The sequence below is a fragment of the Micromonospora polyrhachis genome (genome assembly GCF_014203835.1).
Classification (GTDB): Bacteria; Actinomycetota; Actinomycetes; order Mycobacteriales; family Micromonosporaceae; genus Micromonospora_H; species Micromonospora_H polyrhachis.
Genome location: NZ_JACHJW010000001.1, coordinates 2,204,543 through 2,225,382, shown reverse-complemented (window position 1 = coordinate 2,225,382; position 20,840 = coordinate 2,204,543). Strand labels below are relative to the sequence as shown.

Sequence of the window (20,840 nt, the reverse complement as noted above, 5' to 3'; positions counted from 1 at the left end):
CGTGGTGGGACGTGGGTGGTGGCGGGGGCTCTCGTGAGGGGAGTCGTCACCACCGCCCACAACGCGGACCGGCTGGAGGTGGAAACCTCCATCGGGCAGCATATGCGGCTTTCCGACCCCGCCGCATATGCCCGTGTCAGCCCCGCCCGTCGTAGCCCGTCCCGTCGTAGCCCAGGCCGGTGGCCGGCGGACCGGTGATCGGCGCGGTCAGGTCGTCGTCGCCCCCGTGCGGCGCGGACACCGAGGCCGGCAGTGCGGACGCGGGGACCGGCGGCGCGGGTGGCGGGTTCCGGTTGGCGCGTAGCGCGCCGAGGAGACCCAGGACACCGAGCAGGATCAGCCCGCCGGCAGCGAACCAGCCGATCGGGGGGAGCGCCAGGTCGAAGATCTGGGCGAGCAACCACCAGACGACGAGCCCCAGGAAGAGCAGTCCGAACACGAGGGACACCCCGTCGGTACGGTGTGGCTTCATCGGGTCACCTCCAGGTTGCCCGCGTTGACGTACAGGAAGAGCCGAAGCTTGCCGCCGCCGGCACCGTCCGGACCAAGATCGGTCAGATCGCGCCGGTTGGTGTTGATACCGCTCCACCGGGTTTTGAAGACCGTCGCGTCGCCGGCATTGATGTTCGCGGTAACCGTCACGTCAGTGTTCGGCGGTACGCGCACGGTCAGACTGCCCAAATTGACCTCTGCGGTCACCTGGGTCTCTGAGCCGGTGAACTCGATCCGGGTGAGGTCCAGTACCGCGTCGCCAAAGTTGTTCTCGTACCGGTTGGCCAGGTCGCGCGGGTTGGTCGGGGCCCAGGTGACGTCGCCCTCGATGTTGCGGACCCGATCGTAGGACTCGGCGAGGGTGGCCATCCCCAGGGCGGTGGCGGCCACCAGACCGAGCGCGATGAGCCAGCGAGCCCGACCGAACCACGTACCGACCAGGAGGCCGACTCCGATGGTGGCCAACGCCACCGCGAAGTAGGCGGATGGCGGTACGTCGAGGACGCTGCTGAGGTCGAGTACTGCCAGCAGGCCGAGAACCACAAAGATCATCGAAAAGGTGGCGGCGCCGAGGGGCGACCGTTCCTTCGGTGGTTTGGGCGGCTTGGGAGCCTTGGGCGTCGCGGCCGGCGGGTACGTGGCGGTGGCCGCGTACGGGCCGTGCGGCGCGAAAGGCGGTCGGTATCCGCCAGCCGGGGGCAGCGGTCCGGCCGGCGGAGGGCTGACCGCTGGCGGCGGGAACATCGGTGCCGGTGAGGTGCTGACCGGCCAGCCCGGCAGTGCCTGGGTCGGCGGCGCTGTTGGCGCTGCCGCAGTGGCCGGCTCGGTCGGCAACGGTGGGCTGGGGTACGGCGACAGCGGCTCGGTGGCGAGACCGGCCGAGGAACCGGTCGTCGTCGGCCCGGTCGGCTGGTGTGGCCCGGTCGGCTGGTGTGGCGGGGACGGCTGGTGTGGCGGGGAGGGAACCGCCGGTGGCTGCTGTTCGCTGGCCGATACCGGCGCTTGCGGCTGGACGGGATCAGGCCCGGGGGCAGTGGACGGGTCGACGGGTGCTGGGTTCCCCGCTTCGGCGGCCCGGTCCCGGTTGCTGTTTCGGTTCATCAGAAGTGCTCCACCGATGAGGATCGCCGCACCGAGCAGGACGGCCCGGAACGCGTCGGTCACGACGTAGCCGAAGCCCACCGCGACGAGGATGCTGAGGACGAGCACTGTGACCGGCGAGGTGCTCGACCGACCCCGGCCCAGCATCGCCTCCACCGGGGACGCGGTGTCCCCCTCACCGGGGATGATCAGCCACGCGGTGATGTAGACCAGGATGCCGATTCCCCCGAAGAAGCCCAGTACGGCGAGGAGTACCCGCCACAGGATCGGGTCGGTGTTGGTGGCTCGGCCGATCGCCGCACAGACCCCGGCCAGGTAGCGGCCCTGTCGGGGCCGGACCAGGCCGTACCGGGAGGTGAAGCCGGCGGTTCCCGGTGGTGGGGGCGGGGCGGACGACGGACCGTACCCGGAGTGGGGAGGCGGGGTTGGTCCGCCGGCTGGCGGCGGGCCGGCTGGTCCCGGCGTGCCCTCCCCCATGGCCGACCGGTGGGGGTCGGCAGCTGCGTCGGTCATACTCCAAATCCTCGTTCGTCGACCACCTGACCGGCCTCGGGACCCGACCCTGAGCCCACCCTGAGATCTGCCCACCCAACGACCAGGGACTTACCCCGTAGCCGAGGGAACCGGGCCCGTGTGACGATCGAATGACCAGCGGTGTGTAGTCGGCCGGGCAGGCCGGCAGGCAGGCCCACGGAGACCGGCCGACAGGCCGGCAGGACAAGGAGTTCCCCGATCAGCATCCCCACCGAACCTCCGCGCCTCTACCGCTCCCGGGACCACCGGATGGTCGCCGGCGTGGCCTCCGGCATCGCCGAGCACCTGGGCATCTCGGTGGTCCGGGTCCGGGTCGCGTTCGCCGTGCTGCTCGGACTCAGCGGGCTCGGTGTGCTGCTCTACGCGGCCTTCTGGGCGGTCGTCCCGCTTCGGTCGGACACCGCCGAGACGCCCCCGCCGCGGGACTTCTTCCAGCTTCTGCCATTCGTGGCCATCGGCCTCGGCATGATCATGGTGCAGGCCCTGGTGTTCGACTCGATCGGTGTGGCCAGCACCGCCGGCTGGCTGGTGGCGATCATCGCTGTCGGCGCGGGGGTGATCTGGCACCAGTCCACGCCCGGACGTCGGCAGCAGTGGAGCGAGTCGATGTCGGTGCCGTGGCTCGGCGCGGTGGTGGAGGAGAGCGACCGACGCGCCTTCGTCCTGCGCTTCATCGGCGGTGGGGTGCTCGTCGCCGTCGGCATCATCGGCGTGGTCGCCGTCTACTCCCCGCAGGACAACTTCGACGCGGTACTCAACGGCGTGATCTTCGCGCTGGTCGGGCTCGCCGGAGTCGGGGTGGTGGCCGCGCCCGCCCTCTGGCGGACCTTCAACCAACTTCGCGCGGAGCGCGAGGGGCGCATCCGGGAACAGGAACGGGCCGAGTTGGCCGCCATGGTGCACGACCAGGTCCTGCACACCCTAGCGCTCATCCTGCGTAACGCCCACGACGTGAAGACGGTGCAGCGGCTGGCCCGGGGCCAGGAACGTTCGTTGCGTAACTGGCTGTACAAGCCCACCGCCTCGCCGACCGAACGGCTCGCCGCCGCGCTGGAGCAGGCTGCGGCAGAGGTGGAGGACACCTATGCGGTCACCGTGGAGACGGTGGTGGTGGGTGATCGGGAGACCGACGAACGGGTCGGGGCGCTGATCGCCGCCGCACGTGAGGCGTTGGTCAACGCCGCCCGGCACGCCAAGGTCCAGACGGTGTCGCTCTACGCCGAGGTCGAGCCGGAGCAGATCAGTGTCTTCGTCCGCGATCGGGGCGCGGGTTTCGACCCGACTACGGTGGAGGACCATCGGCACGGGGTACGTGGCTCGATCATCGGTCGGATGGACCGGCACGGCGGGCGAGCGGAGATCCGCAGCGAACCGGGCAGCGGCACCGAGGTGCGACTGACTCTGCCGACTCCCGGCACCGCAGGAAGGACAGGAAAAGATCATGACTGACCAGCCGAGCGAGGCGGCCATCAACGTCGACATCCCCCGTCAGCTGCGGGTGTTCCTGGTCGACGACCACGCCATGTTCCGGGCCGGGGTCCGGGCCGAACTGGGCGCGCACGTGGAGGTGGTCGGCGAGGCGAGCAGCGTGGTCGAGGCGGTCACCCGGATCGCCGCGCTGGAGCCGGACGTGGTGCTGCTCGACGTACACATGCCGGACGGGGGTGGTCGGGCGGTGCTGGAGGCGATGCGTCGCAGCCATCCGCAGGTCCGGTTTCTCGCGCTGAGCGTCTCCGACGCGGCGGACGACGTGATCGGCCTGATCCGGGCCGGTGCCCGGGGGTACGTCACCAAGACGATCTCGCCGGACGAACTGGCCGCGGCGATCCGGCGGGTGGCCGATGGCGATGCGGTGTTCAGTCCCCGGTTGGCCGGTTTCGTGCTGGACGCCTTCGCCGCCCGTCCGGACACCCCGGTCGCCGACCCGGAACTGGACCAGCTCACCAACCGGGAACGGGAGGTGCTGCGGCTGCTCGCCCGGGGGTACGCCTACAAGGAGATCGCCAAGGAGTTGTACATCTCCATCAAGACGGTGGAGACACATGTCTCGAACGTCCTGCGCAAGCTCCAGATGTCCAATCGCTATGAGCTGTCCCGCTGGGCTGCGGATCGCCGACTGGTCTGAACTTTGGGCCGGTTCGGTTGATCTCGATCGGCCGAACCGGCATGACTGTCCGGTGGCCCCACTCCGTGCCGGAGCATGGTCTCGTGGCCTCACTCCATACGGAGCATGGTCTCGTGGCCTCACTCCGTGCGGAGGACGGTGAACGATTCCGCCAACCGACCCTCTGGCAGCCCGGCGGACCGGGCCGTGGCGCCGAGCCAGTCACGCAGCCAGCTTTCCAGGTCAAGGTGGGCGGTCTGCGAGGTATGCGCCCGTAATGCCGCTACCTTCTGCTCGAAATGGTCGGTGATGTCCACCGCGTGATCCGGGTCGGGCCCTCCGGCGTACCACACCTCGCGGACCACCCACGGCTCCAGGCCTTCCCGAAGTAGCTCCGGGAAGGCGAACGGGTTGCGCGCGTCCGGGTAGATGGCGCAGGTGGTCGCCTCCCCTGCGGCGAGATGGTCGGGGTGACTTGGGCCGGTGAGGTGCTCCCAGCGGCGCAGTGGTGAGCTGGTCAGCACCCGGTCCGGTCGTGTCCGGCGGATCGCCGCGGTGATGTCCCGCCGCAGGGCCAGGGTGGGGGAGAGGGTGCCGTCCGAGTAACCATCGAGGAAATACACCTCGTGTACGCCGACGGCGGCGGCGGCGCTTCGCTGCTCCCGTTCTCGCATCAGGGGCAACTCGTCGCGTGGTGTGTCGTCGAACCCACCGGCATCCCCCCGGGTGATGAGAAGGTACGTGACCTCGATACCTTCGGCTACCCAGCTGGCAATGGTGCCCGCGGAGCCAAAATCTATATCGTCCGGATGGGCGAATACGGCGAGTGTGCGTCGTACGTCGGAAAGTGGTGGTGCGGAGGCGGGAAAGCTCATGAAAGCTGAGCCTACGCGCAGGGCGAGGTATCGGCGGCTATGACGGAATTGCTGGTCAGGGCCGCCTTTCCGGGGCGAAAAACGATCTTTCTTCAGTATCGGCAGCGCACCAGGCAACTAACGTCTTGATAACGGCACCTTCACGCAACAGGCCAGGCGGTGTCACAGTTGCAAGCGCTCCACCCCCCTGCGTGGGTCACCCGGCTGGCGCGTCCGACGTTCCCCGAAGGCCTGTCCCAGGCCGCCCGGAGCGAAGGAAACCGGTTGCGGTGGCGGCGTGCGGTGGGTGGGCGAGCCCGGCGGATCATCGGTGCATCTGGGGTGTCCCGATTCCCTGCGGTAGCTTTCCGGCGGTCCGTGTCAACCTTCGGGCGGCCGGTCGGCGTCACCCCTACGACGTGTAGAACCACACGGCGAAGACCCAGGTAATGAAAGAGGAGGCCCCAGTAATGAGAGTCTCGAAGCGCGCGGGCGCGGTCGCGGTCAGCGCGGCTGTCGTGCTCGTCGCTGCTGGCTGCAACAGTGGGGACGGAGGCGACAACTCGGGCGGAAGCACCGATGGCGCCATCACGATCCACGGCACCCAGCCCGAGGTCGGTCTGGTCCCCGCCAACACCACCGAGACCGGTGGCGGCAAGATCATCGACTTCATGTGGACCGGTCTGGTGCGGTACCCGAACGACGGTGGCAACCCGGTCAAGGCCCTTGCCGAGTCGATCGACACCACCGACTCCAAGGTCTACACCATCAAGATCAAGAAGGGTACCAAGTTCCACGACGGTACCGAGGTCAAGGCGAAGAACTTCGTTGACGCCTGGAACTGGAACGCCTACTCGCCGAACGCGGTCCAGGGCGCCAGCTTCTTCAGCGACATCGACGGCTACGCCGACGTCCACACCGAGGACCCCGACGGGGCGGACGGCCCGCAGAAGGCCCCGGAGCCGACGAGCAAGACGATGAAGGGCCTGGAGGTCGTTGACGACCACACCTTCAAGGTCACGCTGGCGGCACCGTTCTCGATCTTCCCGACCAAGCTCGGCTACAGCGCGTTCATGCCGCTGCCGGACGCCTTCTTCACCTCGACCTCGGACGCCTTCGGTAAGAAGCCGATCGGCAACGGCCCGGTGAAGTTCGTCTCGTGGCAGGACAACGTCGAGGTCAAGCTGACCCGGTTCGACGACTACACCCTGGAAGACAAGGTCAAGTTCAAGGACCTGACCGTCAAGATCTACCAGGACGACACCGCCGCCTACAACGACCTGCTCTCCGGTCAGCTGGACTTCATGGAGCAGGTGCCGAACTCGTCGCTCGCCGGTGACAAGTGGAAGAGCGACCTGGGCACCCGGGCCAAGAACGTGCCGGTTCCGACCTCGGCTCTGATCGCCTTCCCGATGTACGACAAGCGCTTCCAGAACGCTGACCTGCGCAAGGCCGTCTCGATGTCGGTCAACCGGGCAGAGATCACCGAGAAGGTCTTCTTCAACTCGAAGAAGCCGTCCAACAGCTGGGCCAACCCGCTCGCGCCGGGGAACAAGGAGGGCAACTGCACCTCCTGCGCCTACAACCCGGACGAGGCCAAGAAGCTGCTGGAGAAGGCCGGTGGCTTCCAGGGCGAGATGGTCTTCTACTACAACGCTGACGCCAGCCACAAGGAGTGGATGGAGGCCGTCGCGCAGAGCGTGAAGAACACGCTGGGCATCAACGCCCGCGCCGAGGGCATCCCGACCTTCGCGGTGTTCCGTCAGATGATCAACAACCACGAGATGAAGGGCCCGTACCGGGCGGCCTGGCAGCAGGACTACCCGGACGTGGAGAACTGGATCGGCCCGCTGTACGTGACCGGTGGTTCCTCGAACGACGGCCTCTACAGCAACAAGGAGGTCGACCGGCTCTACAAGGAGGGCACCGCGGCCGCCGACATCGACGCCGCGCACGCCAAGTTCGCTGAGGCCGTTGCGCTCGTCGACGCCGACACCCCGAGCATCCCGGTGTACTTCTACAACGAGCAGTGGGGGCACTCGGAGAAGCTGAAGAAGGTTGAGGTCACCAACGTCGGTGAGATCGACCTTTCCTCGGTCGAGCTCTAGTAAGTAACTAGTTCCGACCCCGGGTCGGGCCGCCGGTTCCTTGGCGGCCCGACCCGGGGCGGTATCGCCGGGGTGCGTCTGCCACGTTTCCGGCGCGCATCTGCTACCCGTGTCGGGCGCCCGACGCGCCCCCCCGTCTGGAGGACCCATGGGCCGTTATGTACTGAGGCGGCTGCTCCAACTGGTTCCCGTCTTCATCGGGACCACACTTCTGATCTACTGGCTCGTCTGGGCGGTGCCCGGCGACCCCTTTGCTGGAAAATGCGGTGACCGCCGCTGCCCAGACTCCTACATCGCCGGCATGACCGAGAAATACGCGCTCGATCAGCCATGGCCTGTGCAGTACCTGAAGTACATGCAGAACATGCTCCAGGGGGACTTCGGCACCACGTACGGTGGCCGGTCGATCAACGAGCTGATCGCCGCCGCGTACCCCAACACCCTCAAGCTGGCCATCGTCGCGTTGGCCGTCGAGGCCCTGATCGGCATCACCGCCGGCGTGCTGAGCGGTCTACGGCGCAACGGCTTCATGGACAACCTGGTCCTGGTCTCCACACTGTTCCTGATCGCGATTCCCACCTTCGTCACCGGCTTCGTGCTGCAGTTCCTGTTCGGTGTGAAGTGGGGCATCATCAACCCCACGGTCTCGAGCGACGTACCCTTCTCGGAGTTGCTGATACCCGGCTTCGTCCTCGGCAGCACCTCCATGGCGTACATCGCCAGGTTGGCCCGGACGAGCATCGCGGAGAACCGCCGCGCCGACTACGTACGGACCGCCATCGCCAAGGGGCTGCCCATGCGTCGGGTGGTGGGCGTCCACCTGCTGCGTAACTCGATGATTCCGGTGATCACGTTCCTCGGTACCGACCTCGGCGCACTGATGGGTGGCGCGATCGTAACCGAGGGTATCTTCAATATCAACGGAATTGGTCGAGAGGTCTTCCGGGCGATCGTCACCAAGGAAGGCGCGACGGTGGTCTCCATCGTCGTGATCCTGGTGCTCGTCTATCTGCTCATGAACCTGGTGGTTGACCTGCTCTACGCCGCCCTGGACCCGAGGATCCGCTATGAGTGACCCCACGATCGGATCGGCAGTCACGACTCCGCCGGCAGAAGCACCCACCGTCGCGGGTGGCACCGCGCCGCCGGACGCCGGCCTGCCCGCCAACGCCAAGCAGGCGAAGCCGCGAGGGCTGCTGGGCGACGCCTGGACGGACCTGCGGCGCAAGCCGCTCTTCTGGATCTCCGTGGTGTTCATCGCCTTCTTCGTGGTGATCGCCGCCTTCCCCTGGCTGTTCACCAGCAAGGACCCGGCCTACGGCCAGCTGGCGCACAGTCTGGCGAAGCCGTCGGGCGACGCCTGGTTCGGCTATGACATCCAGGGCCAGGATGTCTACGCCCGGGTGATCTGGGGTGCCCGTGCCTCGATCATCGTCGCGCTGCTCTCCACCATCGGCACGGTCCTCATCGGTGGGGCGATGGGCATGGTCGCCGGGTTCAAGGGCGGGTGGGTGGACGCGGTCCTGTCCCGGATCGCCGACATCTTCTTCGGCCTGCCGTTCGTCCTCGGTGCGATCGTGATCCTCTTCACCTTCAACGCGCCTGGGTCGGACAACAACGAGTGGCGCATCATGGGACTGGTCATCATGTCCCTGGTGGTGCTGACCTGGCCGGTCTCCATGCGGATCATGCGGTCGGCGGTGCTGGCCACCAAGGACGCCGACTACGTCGTGGCGGCCCGGGCCCTGGGGGCCGGGTCGGGGCGGATCATCTTCAAGCATCTGCTGCCGAACTGCATGGCCCCGCTGCTGGTCTACTCGACGATCCTCATCGGGTCGTTCATCGGTGCCGAGGCGACCCTGTCGTTCCTCGGTGTGGGTCTGAAGTCGCCGGTAGTGTCCTGGGGCATCATGATCAGCGAGGCGCGGAACCTGATCCGGGTCGCGCCGCACCTGCTGCTCTTCCCCTCCGCATTCCTCGTCGCCGCCGTACTCAGCTTCGTCACCCTCGGTGAGGCAGTGCGCGAGGCTCTCGATCCGAAACTCCGGTAGGAGATCCTGTGTCCGACATACTCGTTTCCGAGCGGTCCGCAGCGGATGCCTCCGGACGTCCTTCCGGCCGCCTCCTTGAGGTCGAGGACCTCCGGGTGGAGTTCCGCACCCGGGATGGCGTGGCCAAGGTCATCAACGGGGTGACCTACCACGTCGACGCGGGCGAGACGCTTGCCGTGCTGGGAGAGTCCGGCTCTGGCAAGAGCGTGACCGCGCAGACCATCATGGGCATCCTCGACACCCCGCCCGGCTTCGTCACCGGCGGCGAGGCCCGGTTCCACGGCCGCGACATGCTGAAGATGTCGGTCGAGGAGCGACGGCGGATCCGCGGCGAAGGCATCGCAATGGTGTTCCAGGACGCGCTCTCCGCGCTGAACCCGGTCTTCACCGTCGGGTTCCAGATCGCCGAGCAGTTCCGGTTCCGGCGGGGCATGAGTCGCGCCGACGCCAAGAAGCGCGCCATCGAAATGCTCGACCTCGTGCAGATCCCGAACGCGAAGGGGCGGATCAACAACTATCCGCACCAGTTCTCGGGTGGTATGCGGCAGCGCGTCATGATCGCGATGTCGCTCGCGCTCGACCCCGAGGTGCTGATCGCCGACGAGCCGACCACCGCGCTCGACGTGACCGTGCAGGCGCAGATCATGGACCTGCTCGCCGAACTGCAGCGTGAGCGGCAGATGGGCCTCATCCTGATCACGCACGACCTGGGTGTGGTCGCCGACGTCGCGGACCGGATCGCGGTCATGTACGCGGGGCGTATCGTCGAAGAGGCGAACGTGCACGAGTTGTACGCGAAGCCGTCGCACCCGTACACGATCGGCCTGCTGGAATCGATCCCGCGGATCGACGAGAAGGGCCAGGAGCTGCGGACGATCAAGGGGCTCCCGCCGAGCCTGTTGAACATCCCGTCCGGGTGCCCGTTCCACCCGCGTTGTCCGATGGCGCAGTCGGTGTGTCGGGAGAAGCTGCCCCCGCTGCTGCAGGTCGGCCCCACCCGGGCCAGTGCCTGCCACTTCGCTGAGGATCTGGTGAACCGTGACTGAGAACATCCTCGAAGTCCGTGACCTGGTCAAGCACTACCCGGTGACCAGGGGAATCGTCTTCAAGAAGACCATCGGGCACGTCAAGGCCGTGGACGGGGTGTCGCTCGACCTGAAGCAGGGCGAGACCCTCGGTGTGGTGGGCGAGTCCGGCTGTGGCAAGTCCACGCTGGCCCGGGTGCTGATGAACCTGGAGCGACCCACCGCAGGCTCGGTGCGTTACAAGGGGCAGGACATCTTCGGCCTCAAGGGCAGCGAGATGCGCCGGATGCGCCGGCAGATCCAGCTCGTCATGCAGGACCCGTACACCTCGCTCAACCCTCGGATGACCGTGGGTAACCTGATCGGCGAACCGTTCGAGATCCACCCCGAGGTGGCTCCGAAGGGCAGCCGGCGGAGCAAGGTCATGGACCTGCTGGACGTGGTCGGGCTCAACCCGGAGCACATCAACCGCTACCCGCACCAGTTCTCCGGCGGCCAGCGGCAGCGGATCGGGATCGCCCGGGCCCTGGCCCTGCGGCCGGAGGTCATCGTCTGTGACGAGCCGGTCTCCGCGCTCGACGTCTCCATCCAGGCACAGGTGATGAACCTGCTCGGCAAGCTTCAGGCCGAGTTCGGGCTGTCGTACATCTTCATCGCGCACGACCTCTCCGTGGTTCGCCACCTCTCCGACCGCGTGGCGGTCATGTACCTGGGGCGGGTCGCCGAGGTCGGCACCGACGAGGAGATCTACGAGCGCCCGACCCACCCGTACACCCAGGCGCTGCTCTCTGCCGTGCCGGTGCCGGACCCGACCAGCCGGGAGAACAAGGCGATCATCCGGTTGACCGGTGACGTGCCGAGCCCGGTGGACCCGCCGTCGGGTTGTCGGTTCCGTACCCGGTGCTGGAAGGCGCAGGACATCTGTGCCAAGGAGGTGCCGATGCTGATTCAGCGTCCGGGCTCCGACCACGACAGCGCCTGCCACTTCGCCGAGAAGCGGGAGATCGTCGTCACCCACGAGGCCTGATCGACACCGCACCACACAGGTCTGGGTCAGCGGGGCTTGCCGGAGGATCGACTCCGGCAAGCCCCGCTGCGTTCTTCCCACCACCGGTACACGGCGCGCCGATCTCGCCGGTTGTGCGTGGCGACTGGTCGGCGCGATGCTCACAGGGGACCGCGGCCGGCCCGCAGCAGGAGCAGGGCGAGCTGCGTACCGTCGGCTCCCAGCGCCTCCCGGAAGCGATCGACGATCTCCCGCTCCCGGGAGAGCACGAGTCGGGTCCCGCCAGAGGCCATCCGGGTGGCACCGACCTGCCGGGACAGGGACGCCCGTTCCTGCCAGAGCGCGATGAGCGCGTCGTCGATCTCGTCGATCCGCTCGCGGATGGCGGCGATACGTTCCGCCGCACCCGGAGCATCCGTGCCGGTTTGGGTGCCTGCCCCACTGTTGGCTTGGGGGGCGTCGGCGGACGGTCCGGGTGGTGTGTTGGCGTGAGGCTCGGCGGACGGTCCGGGTGGCGTGTTGGCCAGGCGATCGGCAGGCTGTTCCACCATGTTGGTAATCATCGGGCACTCCCTCGTCAGACAGGCCACGGTGTCCGGATCCCGAAGCAGAAAGCCCCGGGCTCCAGGAGCCCGGGGCTTTCGGTAGGTCAGTTGATCAGGCGCGACCTACGGCTGCCGGACTCCCGGAGCCGTAGTAAAAGTAGGCACGCACCTGCTCGATCACGCGGTCGAGTATGCCGAGTGGGTTGGCCTCGCGCAAGCATTCCGGTTAGGAAGGGTCCCTTCCTGCACGGAAAACGAGAGGAAGGGACCCTTCCGTTCAGCCCAGTCGGGTGATGCGGTTGGCCGGCCCGGGAGCCACCGGCGCCGCGCCGAGGTAGGCCACCAGGGCGTCGACGTCGAAGCCGGGCGCGGTGGAGCGGGCGGTGCCCTCCCGCAGGGTGGTGAACCCGTCACCACCGTTGGCCAGGAAGTCGTTGGTGGTGACCCGGTAGCTGGCCGCCGGGTCGATCGGCGTACCGCCCAGCTTCAGGTCGCTGACCCGCTCACCCGCCGGCTTCGTCGTGTCGTACGAGTAGGTGAAGCCGGCCGAGATCTGGAGGACGCGCTGCGTGGTCTGCCCGCCGAAGCCCGGGAACTGCTGCTCAAGCACGTTCTTGAGCTGCGCCCCGGTCAGGGTCTGGGTGACCACCAGGTTGTTGAACGGCTGGACGGTGAACGCCTCGCCGTAGGTCACCTCGCCGGGGTCCTCGTCCCCGGCAGAGGCGGCGTACGGCAGGGACGCCCGGATGCCGCCCGGGTTCATCAGGGCGATCTGTGCGTCGTTGGCGGTGGTCCAGGCGAGCTGGGCGTCGGCGATGACGTCGCCCATCGGGCTCTCCTGGTTGGGCTGGACGTCGCGGACGATGTCGCCGGTGATCCGGCCGATGACCCGGTTGGCGATCGGGGCGACCGCCCGGCGGTACTTGTCGGCCAGCGCCTTGGCGCCCGGATCGACCAGGTCCGGGTTACGGACGTAGCTGCCCGGCGTGGTCTCCTGCCAACTGCCGTCCGGGTTGCGTACCCCGTTCTCGGCGATCACGTTACGCGCGGTGATCTCGGTGAACCGGCCGGTCCGCCGGTCCAGCGTGTAGTCGATGTCGGTGATCAGCTGTCCGTTGGTGCCGGCGCTGGTGACGACGCTGTGCGCCCCGGAGGAGTTCGGCAGCGAGCAGGAGTAGAACCGGTGGGTGTGCCCGGAGACCACCAGGCCGAACTCGGGGCGCAGACCGGACACGATCGGCACGATGGGGCCGGAGAAGTTGGCGCAGTCGGAGACTCCCGGGGTGCTCGGCGGCGGCGACTGGGCACCGCCCTCGTGGATCAGCAGCACCATGGCCCGGACACCGAGCAGCTTGAGCCGGGCGGCCCACTTGTTGGCGGTCTCGACCTCGTCCTTGAATTCGACCTTGGTGATGCCGGCCGGGTTGACGATGCCCGGGGTGCCTTCGAGGGTCACCCCGACGAAGCCGACCGGTACGCCGCCGACGTGCCGGATGGCCACGGGCGGGAGGATCGGGAGTCCGGTCCGCTTGTCGACCGTGTTGGCGGCCAGGTAGGTGAACTTCGCCCCGGCGAAACCGTCGCCGTCCTGGCAGCCGTCGACCGGGTGGCAGCCACCCCGGTTGAGCCGCAGCAGCTCGTCGACGCCCTCGTCGAACTCGTGGTTGCCGACCGAGCTGATGTCCAGCCCGATCTGGTCCATCAGTTCGATCGTCGGCTCGTCGTGGAAGGCGGCGCTGACCAGGGGCGTCGCGCCGATCAGGTCGCCGGCGCCGACGGTGGTCGTCTTGCGGCCCTCGGCACGGGCCTCGGCGCGCAGCTTCTTCAGCCAGGTCGCCAGGTATTCGACTCCACCGGCGGGAGTGCCGTTGACGGTGGCTCCGCTGCCGGTCGGCGGGTCGATCGCGCCGTGGAAGTCGTTGTAGCTGAGGAAGTTGCCCCGGACCGATCCGGCCGGGGAGTGCCCGTAGGAGATCGAGATCGGGGTCAGGTTGGTGGTCGGACTGGCGGCTGCCGGCGTCGGGCCGCTGGCGATCGGCAGGGCGCCGACGAGGGCCAGCGCGAGGGCGGGCACCGCGAGGCGACGCAGTACCCGGCCGCGCGAGCGCGGTTGGCTCATGTTCTGCTCCCAAGTGGGGGTACGGGGAGGTTCAAGGCTGTTACCCGGTCATCGTTCTCGGCCGGGGACGAACACGCCAGACCCTGTCACATGACGGCTCGACGTCGATCGGGGGAGACGGCGGTGTGGAGATGTCCTACCGGCGACATAGACTCGCCACGCGATGCATGCTCTCTTCGAAATCCCGCCCATCGGCGACCCACCGTCGTCGTCCTCCCCGTCCCAGTCGTCACCACGCCCTAGGCCGCCAGCCGGGCTGGATCCACAGGCCCTGGTGGCCGGTCTCAACGGGCCCCAGCGGGACGCGGTGACCCATGGGGGCACGCCGCTGCTGATCGTGGCGGGCGCGGGCTCGGGCAAGACCCGGGTGCTGGCCCACCGGATCGCCTATCTGCTCGCCGCCCGGGAGGTGCATCCGGGCGAGATCATCGCGATCACCTTCACCAACAAGGCCGCGGCGGAGATGAAGGAGCGGGTGACCGCTCTCGTCGGTCCCCGGGCCCGGCTGATGTGGGTGTCGACCTTCCATTCGGCCTGCGTACGTATCCTGCGTGCCGAGCATGAGCACGCCGGGCTGAAGTCGACGTTCTCCATCTACGACGCCGACGACTCGCGTCGGTTGATGCAGATGGTGGCGCGTGAGCTCGACCTGGATCCGAAGCGCTATCCGGCGCGAGGGCTGGCGGCCCAGGTCTCCAACCTGAAGAACGAGCTGGTCGATCCGGAGGAGTTCGCCGGTCGGGCGAAGGGCCCCAACGAGCGGGCCCTGGCAGAGGTCTACACCCGCTACCAGCAGCGCCTCAAGGAGGCGCACGCGCTCGACTTCGATGACCTGATCATGACGACGGTGCACCTGCTCCAGGCGCACCCGCACGTCGCGGAGAGCTACCGTCGGCGGTTCCGGCACGTACTGGTGGACGAGTACCAGGACACCAACCACGCCCAGTACGTGTTGATCAAGGAGCTGGTGGGCGGCGGTGACGTCGACCTGCCCCCGGCCGAGCTGTGCGTGGTCGGTGACGCGGACCAGTCGATCTACGCGTTTCGGGGCGCGACGATCCGGAACATCCTGGAGTTCGAGCGGGACTTCTCGGACGCGCGGACCATCCTGCTGGAGCAGAACTACCGCTCCACCCAGACCATCCTCAACGCCGCCAACGCGGTGATCGACAACAACGCCTCCCGGAAACCGAAGCGGTTGTGGAGCGAGCAGGGGGCCGGTGAGCAGATCGTCGGCTATGTCGCCGACACCGAGCACGCTGAGGCGGACTGGGTGGCCCGGGAGATCGACCGACTCTGCGACGACGACGAGGCTCGTCCGGGTGAGGTGGCGGTGTTCTATCGCACCAACGCCCAGTCCCGGGTTTTCGAGGAGGTGTTCATTCGGGTCGGGCTTCCCTACAAGGTGGTCGGCGGGGTGCGCTTCTATGAGCGCAAGGAGGTCCGCGACGCGTTGGCCTACCTGCGGGCGGTGGTCAACGACGACGACACGGTGAGCCTGCGCCGCATTCTCAACACGCCGCGCCGGGGCATCGGTGACCGGGCGGAGGCGTGCGTGGAGGCGCTGGCCGCCCGCGACCGGATCTCCTTCGGCGCGGCGCTGCGTCGGGCGGTGGACGCACCCGGCATCTCCACCCGCGCGGCGAACGGCATCGCGGACTTCGTCGCTCTCCTTGACGGCCTTCGCGAGATGTCCGCCACCGCGCTGCCCGAGGAGGTGCTGGAGGCCGTACTGACCCGCTCCGGCTATCTCAGCGAGCTGGAGGAGAGCCTGGACCCGCAGGATGCCGGCCGGGTGGAGAACCTCCAGGAGTTGGTCAGCGTCGCCCGGGAGTACACCGAGCGGATCGAGGCCCAGACCGAGGACGGGCAGGGGGCGACCCTGGCTGGTTTCCTGGAGCAGGTGGCGCTGGTCGCAGACGCCGACCAGATCCCCTCCGACGACCCGGACCACCAGGGGGTGGTCACCCTGATGACCCTGCACACCGCCAAGGGACTGGAGTTCCCGGTGGTGTTCCTCACCGGGTTGGAGGACGGCGTCTTCCCCCATCTGCGTTCGCTGGGTGACACCCGGGAGCTGGAGGAGGAGCGGCGACTGGCCTACGTCGGCATCACCCGGGCCCGCCAGCGCCTCTACCTGTCCCGCGCGGTCACCCGCTCGGCGTGGGGGCAGCCCTCCTACAACCCGCCGTCGCGGTTCCTGGACGAGCTTCCGGCCGACCTGGTGCGCTGGGAGCGCACCGGCGGTTCCTACACGTCCTGGTCGGGCACTGGCGGCGGAGTGGGCGGTCGGGCCGATGCCGACCGGCAGCCGGCGGGCCGGGGCAGCGGCTTCGCCGGGGGTACGCCGAAGGCGGCCCAGTTGGCCCAGCGCCTCGGGGTCGATGGCAGCCGGCTCGCCACCGCCAGCGAACTGCCCCGGGCGCCCAAGGTGGAGGCGGGGGACCGGGTCAACCACCAGCGCTACGGGCTGGGTCGGGTAGTCACGGTCGAGGGGCATGGCCCGGGTGCGCGCGCCCAGATCGACTTCGGCGACCAGAAGCTGTGGCTCGTGCTGCGGCACGCGCCGATCGAGAAGCTCTGACCTGATTTCTCGGATTCCGTACATCGACACGAAGCCCGGTCTGGCAACTGCCAGGCCGGGCTTCGTGTGGGGGAGGTACGGGCAGCGTCTCAGCAGCCGAGGTCGACGCCCCGGGCCCGCATCCACGGACCGGGGTCGACCTGGTTCCACAGGCCGTTGTGCACCTCGAAGTGCAGGTGCGGGCCGGTCGAGTCACCGGTGGAGCCTTCGTACCCGATGACGGTGCCGGCGGTGACCTTCTGGCCCACGTTCACCGCGGTCTTGTTCATGTGGGCGTAGTGGGTCAGGTAGCCGTTGCCGTGGTCGATGACGACGGAGATGCCGTAGCCGGTGAACGCCCATCCGGCGTTGACGACGGTGCCGGCCGCTGCGGCGTGGATCGCGGTGTTCTCCGGCATGGCCAGGTCGATGCCGGCGTGCAGGGTGCCCCACCGCTGCCCGTAGCAGGAGGTGGTGGGTGCGCCCGGCATCGGGTGTACCCAGGCCGCCTTGGGCTTGGCCGCCGTGGTGGCTTTTTTCGCCGCAGGCGTCGCTGCCTTGGTGGGGGTGGTGGCCTCCGCACTGGGGGTGTCGGTCGCGGGTGCCTCGGTGGTGGCCGAGGGGCTGGGTGCCGACGAGGTCGACGTCGGGGTAGCGGTGGCGTCGTCCCGCGAGGAGCGGTCGGCGCGGTCGGCGGCCTCGGCCCGGGTCCGCTCGTCCAGGGCCACGGCGGTGGGCTCGGCGGTGTCCTGGCTGTCCGGGGTGACGGCGGCGGAGATGCCGGCGATACCGAAGCCGACCAGCGCCACGAGGGCGGTGGCGAGGTAGGGGGTGCGGCCGGTGGTCAGCCTGCCGCGCATCCGGTGGCGGCCCACTTCGGCGTCGCGTTCAGGGGCGTCGTGGTGGTTCTCGAGCGACTCGTTTTCCTGCACGGGGGGAACCTTCGTGGTCGAGGGGCACGGACTGGCAAATATTTGTTTGCCGCACCTCTGACCAGGGAAAAGGGGTAGAAGGTCGGTCGTCGATGGGCGACCGGTGAGCCGCTGCGGTCGGGGCCGTTGTCCGGGTATCGCCGGTTACTGACCGACAGGCAGGTGCGGTGGGGGCGTGGTGTCGCTCACACCGCCTGTTGTGGCGTAGGAAACTTTGACGGAGAGTGATCAACGAAAAACCGCCCGAACCGTAAGGTTCGGGCGGTAGGTTGGACAGCGCAAAGAGTCAGGAGCTGGTTACATCGGCGAAGCTTGGCTGCATTTCCAGCTTGATGTCCACTCCCCGCTCCTGGAGCCACGGAATCGGGTCCTTCGGCTCGCCATTGACATGGACCTCGAGATGTAGTTGAGGTCCATAGGTGTGCCCGGTGCTGCCGACCAGACCGAGCTGGTCGCCAGCCTTCACCTGCTGGCCTTCCTTGACCATCAGCTTGGACGAGTGACCGTAGATCGCCTCGCTACCGTCGGCGTGCTTGATGATCACGGCATGGCCGTAGCCGCCGAACCAGCCCGCCTTGGTCACCGTGCCGGCGTGAATGGCCTGGTAGGGGGTGCCCTCGGGGGCGGCAAGGTCGATGCCGGTGTGCAGCTTGCCCCAGTGCATCCCGTAGGGGGTGGTGAACTGGTAGCCGCGTAGGGGCAGGAGCCAGACGTTGCCGGACTCGTCGGTCGTCGACGCGTCGACGCTGCTGCGGGGGTTGTCACGAGAGGCACGATCGGCGTCGGCGGCGCGGGCTGCGGCGTCGGCGTTGATCTGGGTTTCGCTCTCCAGCTGGGCGGCGAGCGTGTTGGGGTTGACCGTCTTGGCGTCCGGCATGGCCCCGGCACCGAGTGCCACGATGCCCGCGCCAACGAATGCGGAGGTGACGACTGCGGCGTAGCGGCTGCGGGGAGGAGTGGGGACGCGACGCCGACCGCGATATCGGTCCGGCTCAGACGACAAGCGCTGGCGCACGCACATCCTCCGTTATCGGGTCAATAAGGCGGCTTCACCAGCGTCGTATCAGGAGATGAACGCTGGATCACCGCGTCGTCACCCGGCTGTGGGCCTGATGGCAACCGTTGGACACGGTAGCCAACCCCCAGACGACTCACAAGCCGCACCGCGCAAATCACTGATACGGAGTGCGGCTGTCCGCTATGGAATAGCCTAGGTCGTAACGTTTTGCGGATACCTTCGTTAGTAGCGTTCCGTCTGTGACCGGCAGCGGATCGTCATATTCCTTGTCCGGGGCGCTGGTGGGATCCTGCGGGGCAAGCCAGGTCAGATCGGTGCGGGTGCGGGTGCGGGTGCGGGTCGCGGTCGGGCTGGCTGACGGTCGGGCCGGCTGACGGTCAGGGCGCGCCCCCAGCACCCGTAGCCGGCCCGTGGCCGAGGTCGCCCACCGCCGCGGGGTGAGGATCCGCAGCATCGGTCCACTGTGCCGGCGGGTGGCGGGTACGGGCCGATGGTGATGCCGATCTGCTGTCGTCCGACCGGGTACGCCGTCGATGCTCACGTCGACGTTGGCCGCTGAGGGGCTAACCACTCCCGGCTTCCGGAGTACGCGGGAGGCAGGTTACCGTTCGTTAAGGTAGTTGCCGCGGATGCCGCCCTGAAAGGTGTTGCGCTGATGAGCTCTCGAATTCGGGTCGTGGTGGCCAAGCCGGGGCTGGACGGGCACGATCGTGGTGCCAAGGTGGTTGCTCGCGCGCTGCGGGATGCCGGCATGGAGGTCATCTACACCGGGCTGCACCAGACGCCGGAGCAGATCGTCGAGGCAGCCATCCAGGAGGACGCCGACATCATCGGTCTCTCCGTACTCTCCGGGGCGCACATGACGCTCTTCCGGCGCGTGCTGGAACTGCTGGCCGAGCGAGACGCCGAGGACATCATGGTCTTCGGCGGCGGCATCATTCCGGAGGCCGACATCCCGGAGCTGGAGCGGCTCGGGGTGGCGAAGATCTTCACGCCCGGCGCGACGACCAGGTCAATCGTGGACTGGGTCAACCAGAACGTGGCCCAACAGGTCGCCTGAGTCGCTGCGAGCGGGCGGCTCATCGGTGGCCGGGCGACAGTGGCGGCGATGTCCGAAGACGGGGGGAGAGGCCGGACGCACCCCTCACACGTCCGGCCTCTCTATGCACGATGCCCCGCCGCCACCCCTCGACCGACAGGGCATCGGCCGCTCCCGCCATCGCGCTCGTTCGCGCTCTGACATCTGACTCAACGACGCCCTCCGGCCTGGGTTACGCGACGGCCGAAAAGAGTCGACAGTTTTCCCATCGAGTGGCTCCCGGCCGTAGCCTGTGCGCGTCACCCCATGACCCGTAGGCCGTACCGCCGCCCTCAGGAGCCGAGTCATGACCGTTCCCCCGCACCAGCCGCCCCCCACGTCCGGCGGATGGCCGCAGCAGCCGCCGGCCCCACCCGCGTGGCCCCAGCAGCCAGTCGGTCCTGTCCAGCCGGCCCCACCCGCGTGGCCCCAGCAGCCGGGCGGCCCCGCCCAGCCGGCCCCACCCGCGTGGCCCCAGCAGCCGGGCGGCCCCGCCCAGCCAGGGCAGCACGCGTGGCCCCAGCAGCAGCCGGCTGGGCCCGGCGGGTGGCAGCAGCAACCCCCGCCCGCGCCGGCACCGGTGGTGAAGCGAATTCCCGAGGACCAACCGTTCGTCGTACGGCCAAGCGGGCGCAAACACCTGCTCTTCTTCGGTGGGCTGATGGCTTTCGCCCTCCTGATCGGTGCCTGCCCGTTGGGCCTGATGGCGATGGCCGGCAGTTTCGACATGGCCGCGATCGGGATCGGGATCTTCCTCGTGACCTTCGGAGGGCTGTTCGGCCTGCAGTACTGGATGGTCGCCTCGGGCGGGCCGGTGCTGGCGGTGGGGCCGGCCGGAATGTGGATCAAGACCCGGCCCACCCGGGGACAGGCGATCTGGCTGCCCTGGGAGGCGGTCGAGCAGGTCTACCGCCGTCGCTGGACGTTCAACAAGTATGTCTGCGTCAAACTCCGCGATCCCCGGATGCTTGGCAACCTCGGGGCGTACACCGCCGTAGACAGCAGCATGATGCAGGGGGTCTTCGGCACCGGTCTGACCGCCACCGTCAACTTCGCGGACCGGCCCGAAGCAGAGATCATGCAGGCCATCGGCCACTTCTCGGCCGGTCGGTGCCCGGTAAGCTAGGGCGGTCCCGGCGGGTGGTCGGGACCGCTCCGAACAAGCCGGCGCTCCGGTCGGTCTGTGCATTACCGCACACCGCGCACCCGCTCGGTTGCCGGCGGTGCCCACCTCGCTAGGCTGCGGCCGATGGCCTGTTTCATCTGACGACAGGCGTCAACTCAATTCACGCTGGCGGCGGCGCGACGGC

Annotated in this window: 17 protein-coding genes and 1 pseudogene; 10 read left to right on the top strand and 8 right to left on the bottom strand. The window is 68.3% G+C overall.

What is annotated here, in order from left to right; genetic code table 11:
- Positions 1-220: 220 nt before the first annotated feature.
- Positions 221-472, bottom strand: a pseudogene (locus tag FHR38_RS33185) (hypothetical protein); the annotation flags it as partial.
- On the bottom strand, positions 469-2,106 hold the full coding sequence (locus FHR38_RS09210; RefSeq protein WP_184534284.1) for a PspC domain-containing protein: 1,638 nt from the start codon (positions 2,104-2,106) through the stop codon (positions 469-471). The gene FHR38_RS09210 and the pseudogene FHR38_RS33185, both read right to left, overlap by 4 nt.
- Before the next feature lie 225 nt (positions 2,107-2,331).
- Between FHR38_RS09210 and FHR38_RS09205 the strand changes: the two genes are divergently transcribed.
- On the top strand, positions 2,332-3,576 hold the full coding sequence (locus FHR38_RS09205) for a PspC domain-containing protein (RefSeq protein ID WP_312882533.1): 1,245 nt from the start codon (positions 2,332-2,334) through the stop codon (positions 3,574-3,576).
- Entirely contained in the window at positions 3,569-4,252 is a 684-nt protein-coding gene (locus tag FHR38_RS09200) for a response regulator (RefSeq protein WP_184534282.1), read from the top strand. The genes FHR38_RS09205 and FHR38_RS09200 overlap by 8 nt, the downstream gene beginning before the upstream one ends.
- 119 nt (positions 4,253-4,371) lie before the next feature.
- Here the strand turns inward: FHR38_RS09200 and FHR38_RS09195 are convergent, their stop codons facing one another.
- The gene (locus tag FHR38_RS09195) at positions 4,372-5,106 is read right to left on the bottom strand and encodes a PIG-L deacetylase family protein (RefSeq protein ID WP_184534281.1); all 735 of its coding nucleotides are present in this window, start codon (positions 5,104-5,106) and stop codon (positions 4,372-4,374) included.
- A 449-nt stretch (positions 5,107-5,555) separates the two neighbouring features.
- Between FHR38_RS09195 and FHR38_RS09190 the strand changes: the two genes are divergently transcribed.
- From FHR38_RS09190 to FHR38_RS09170, 5 genes are all read left to right on the top strand, one after another.
- A complete protein-coding gene (locus tag FHR38_RS09190) occupies positions 5,556-7,193 on the top strand; it encodes a peptide ABC transporter substrate-binding protein (RefSeq protein ID WP_184534280.1) in 1,638 nt (545 codons plus the stop codon).
- Between the two features lie 148 nt (positions 7,194-7,341).
- On the top strand, positions 7,342-8,268 hold the full coding sequence (locus FHR38_RS09185; protein WP_184534279.1) for an ABC transporter permease: 927 nt from the start codon (positions 7,342-7,344) through the stop codon (positions 8,266-8,268).
- Positions 8,261-9,244, top strand: a complete 984-nt coding sequence (locus FHR38_RS09180) for an ABC transporter permease (RefSeq protein ID WP_184534278.1) — start codon at positions 8,261-8,263, stop codon at positions 9,242-9,244. The genes FHR38_RS09185 and FHR38_RS09180 overlap by 8 nt, the downstream gene beginning before the upstream one ends.
- A gap of 17 nt (positions 9,245-9,261) precedes the next feature.
- Positions 9,262-10,290 carry an ABC transporter ATP-binding protein gene (locus tag FHR38_RS09175; protein WP_312882532.1) on the top strand — a complete coding sequence of 343 codons (1,029 nt, stop codon included), beginning with the start codon at positions 9,262-9,264 and terminating at the stop codon, positions 10,288-10,290.
- A complete protein-coding gene (locus FHR38_RS09170; protein ID WP_184534276.1) occupies positions 10,283-11,296 on the top strand; it encodes an ABC transporter ATP-binding protein in 1,014 nt (337 codons plus the stop codon). The genes FHR38_RS09175 and FHR38_RS09170 overlap by 8 nt, the downstream gene beginning before the upstream one ends.
- A 140-nt stretch (positions 11,297-11,436) precedes the next feature.
- Here the strand turns inward: FHR38_RS09170 and FHR38_RS09165 are convergent, their stop codons facing one another.
- Both FHR38_RS09165 and FHR38_RS09160 read right to left on the bottom strand, forming a co-directional pair.
- The gene (locus tag FHR38_RS09165) at positions 11,437-11,838 is read right to left on the bottom strand and encodes a chorismate mutase (protein ID WP_312881997.1); all 402 of its coding nucleotides are present in this window, start codon (positions 11,836-11,838) and stop codon (positions 11,437-11,439) included.
- Between the two features lie 259 nt (positions 11,839-12,097).
- Positions 12,098-13,939: a bifunctional metallophosphatase/5'-nucleotidase gene (locus FHR38_RS09160; RefSeq protein ID WP_184534275.1), complete on the bottom strand. Its 1,842-nt coding sequence runs from the start codon at positions 13,937-13,939 to the stop codon at positions 12,098-12,100.
- A gap of 163 nt (positions 13,940-14,102) precedes the next feature.
- On the opposite strand from FHR38_RS09160, the gene pcrA reads away from it, so the two are divergent.
- Positions 14,103-16,523, top strand: a complete 2,421-nt coding sequence (gene pcrA, locus FHR38_RS09155) for a DNA helicase PcrA (RefSeq protein WP_184534274.1) — start codon at positions 14,103-14,105, stop codon at positions 16,521-16,523.
- An 89-nt stretch (positions 16,524-16,612) separates the two neighbouring features.
- Here the strand turns inward: pcrA and FHR38_RS32825 are convergent, their stop codons facing one another.
- The 3 genes from FHR38_RS32825 to FHR38_RS09140 all read right to left on the bottom strand — a co-directional run bounded on the left by FHR38_RS32825 (position 16,613) and on the right by FHR38_RS09140 (position 18,906).
- Positions 16,613-17,362 carry a M23 family metallopeptidase gene (locus FHR38_RS32825; RefSeq protein WP_184539428.1) on the bottom strand — a complete coding sequence of 250 codons (750 nt, stop codon included), beginning with the start codon at positions 17,360-17,362 and terminating at the stop codon, positions 16,613-16,615.
- Positions 17,363-17,720: 358 nt separating this feature from the next.
- Positions 17,721-18,449, bottom strand: coding sequence for a M23 family metallopeptidase (locus FHR38_RS09145; protein WP_184534273.1), 729 nt, complete (start codon positions 18,447-18,449; stop codon positions 17,721-17,723).
- A 157-nt stretch (positions 18,450-18,606) separates the two neighbouring features.
- Positions 18,607-18,906: a hypothetical protein gene (locus FHR38_RS09140; RefSeq protein ID WP_184534272.1), complete on the bottom strand. Its 300-nt coding sequence runs from the start codon at positions 18,904-18,906 to the stop codon at positions 18,607-18,609.
- A 201-nt stretch (positions 18,907-19,107) separates the two neighbouring features.
- On the opposite strand from FHR38_RS09140, the gene icmB reads away from it, so the two are divergent.
- Positions 19,108-19,512 carry a coenzyme B12-dependent isobutyryl CoA mutase small subunit gene (gene icmB / locus FHR38_RS09135; protein WP_184534271.1) on the top strand — a complete coding sequence of 135 codons (405 nt, stop codon included), beginning with the start codon at positions 19,108-19,110 and terminating at the stop codon, positions 19,510-19,512.
- Between the two features lie 325 nt (positions 19,513-19,837).
- Positions 19,838-20,656: a hypothetical protein gene (locus tag FHR38_RS09130; RefSeq protein ID WP_184534270.1), complete on the top strand. Its 819-nt coding sequence runs from the start codon at positions 19,838-19,840 to the stop codon at positions 20,654-20,656.
- The last annotated feature ends 184 nt before the right edge of the window (positions 20,657-20,840 follow it).

Bases quoted from the DNA above. Each gene is read 5' to 3' on its own strand.
- pcrA (WP_184534274.1), top strand. From the start codon at position 14,103: ATGCATGCTCTCTTCGAAATCCCGCCCATCGGCGACCCACCGTCGTCG.
- FHR38_RS09165 (WP_312881997.1), bottom strand. From the start codon at position 11,838: ATGATTACCAACATGGTGGAACAGCCTGCCGATCGCCTGGCCAACACG.
- icmB (WP_184534271.1), top strand. From the start codon at position 19,108: ATGAGCTCTCGAATTCGGGTCGTGGTGGCCAAGCCGGGGCTGGACGGG.
- FHR38_RS09200 (WP_184534282.1), top strand. From the start codon at position 3,569: ATGACTGACCAGCCGAGCGAGGCGGCCATCAACGTCGACATCCCCCGT.
- FHR38_RS09210 (WP_184534284.1), bottom strand. From the start codon at position 2,106: ATGACCGACGCAGCTGCCGACCCCCACCGGTCGGCCATGGGGGAGGGC.
- FHR38_RS09180 (WP_184534278.1), top strand. From the start codon at position 8,261: ATGAGTGACCCCACGATCGGATCGGCAGTCACGACTCCGCCGGCAGAA.
- FHR38_RS09195 (WP_184534281.1), bottom strand. From the start codon at position 5,106: ATGAGCTTTCCCGCCTCCGCACCACCACTTTCCGACGTACGACGCACA.
- FHR38_RS09190 (WP_184534280.1), top strand. From the start codon at position 5,556: ATGAGAGTCTCGAAGCGCGCGGGCGCGGTCGCGGTCAGCGCGGCTGTC.
- FHR38_RS09185 (WP_184534279.1), top strand. From the start codon at position 7,342: ATGGGCCGTTATGTACTGAGGCGGCTGCTCCAACTGGTTCCCGTCTTC.
- FHR38_RS09160 (WP_184534275.1), bottom strand. From the start codon at position 13,939: ATGAGCCAACCGCGCTCGCGCGGCCGGGTACTGCGTCGCCTCGCGGTG.
- FHR38_RS09130 (WP_184534270.1), top strand. From the start codon at position 19,838: ATGACCGTTCCCCCGCACCAGCCGCCCCCCACGTCCGGCGGATGGCCG.
- FHR38_RS32825 (WP_184539428.1), bottom strand. From the start codon at position 17,362: ATGCGCGGCAGGCTGACCACCGGCCGCACCCCCTACCTCGCCACCGCC.
- FHR38_RS09140 (WP_184534272.1), bottom strand. From the start codon at position 18,906: ATGCTGCGGATCCTCACCCCGCGGCGGTGGGCGACCTCGGCCACGGGC.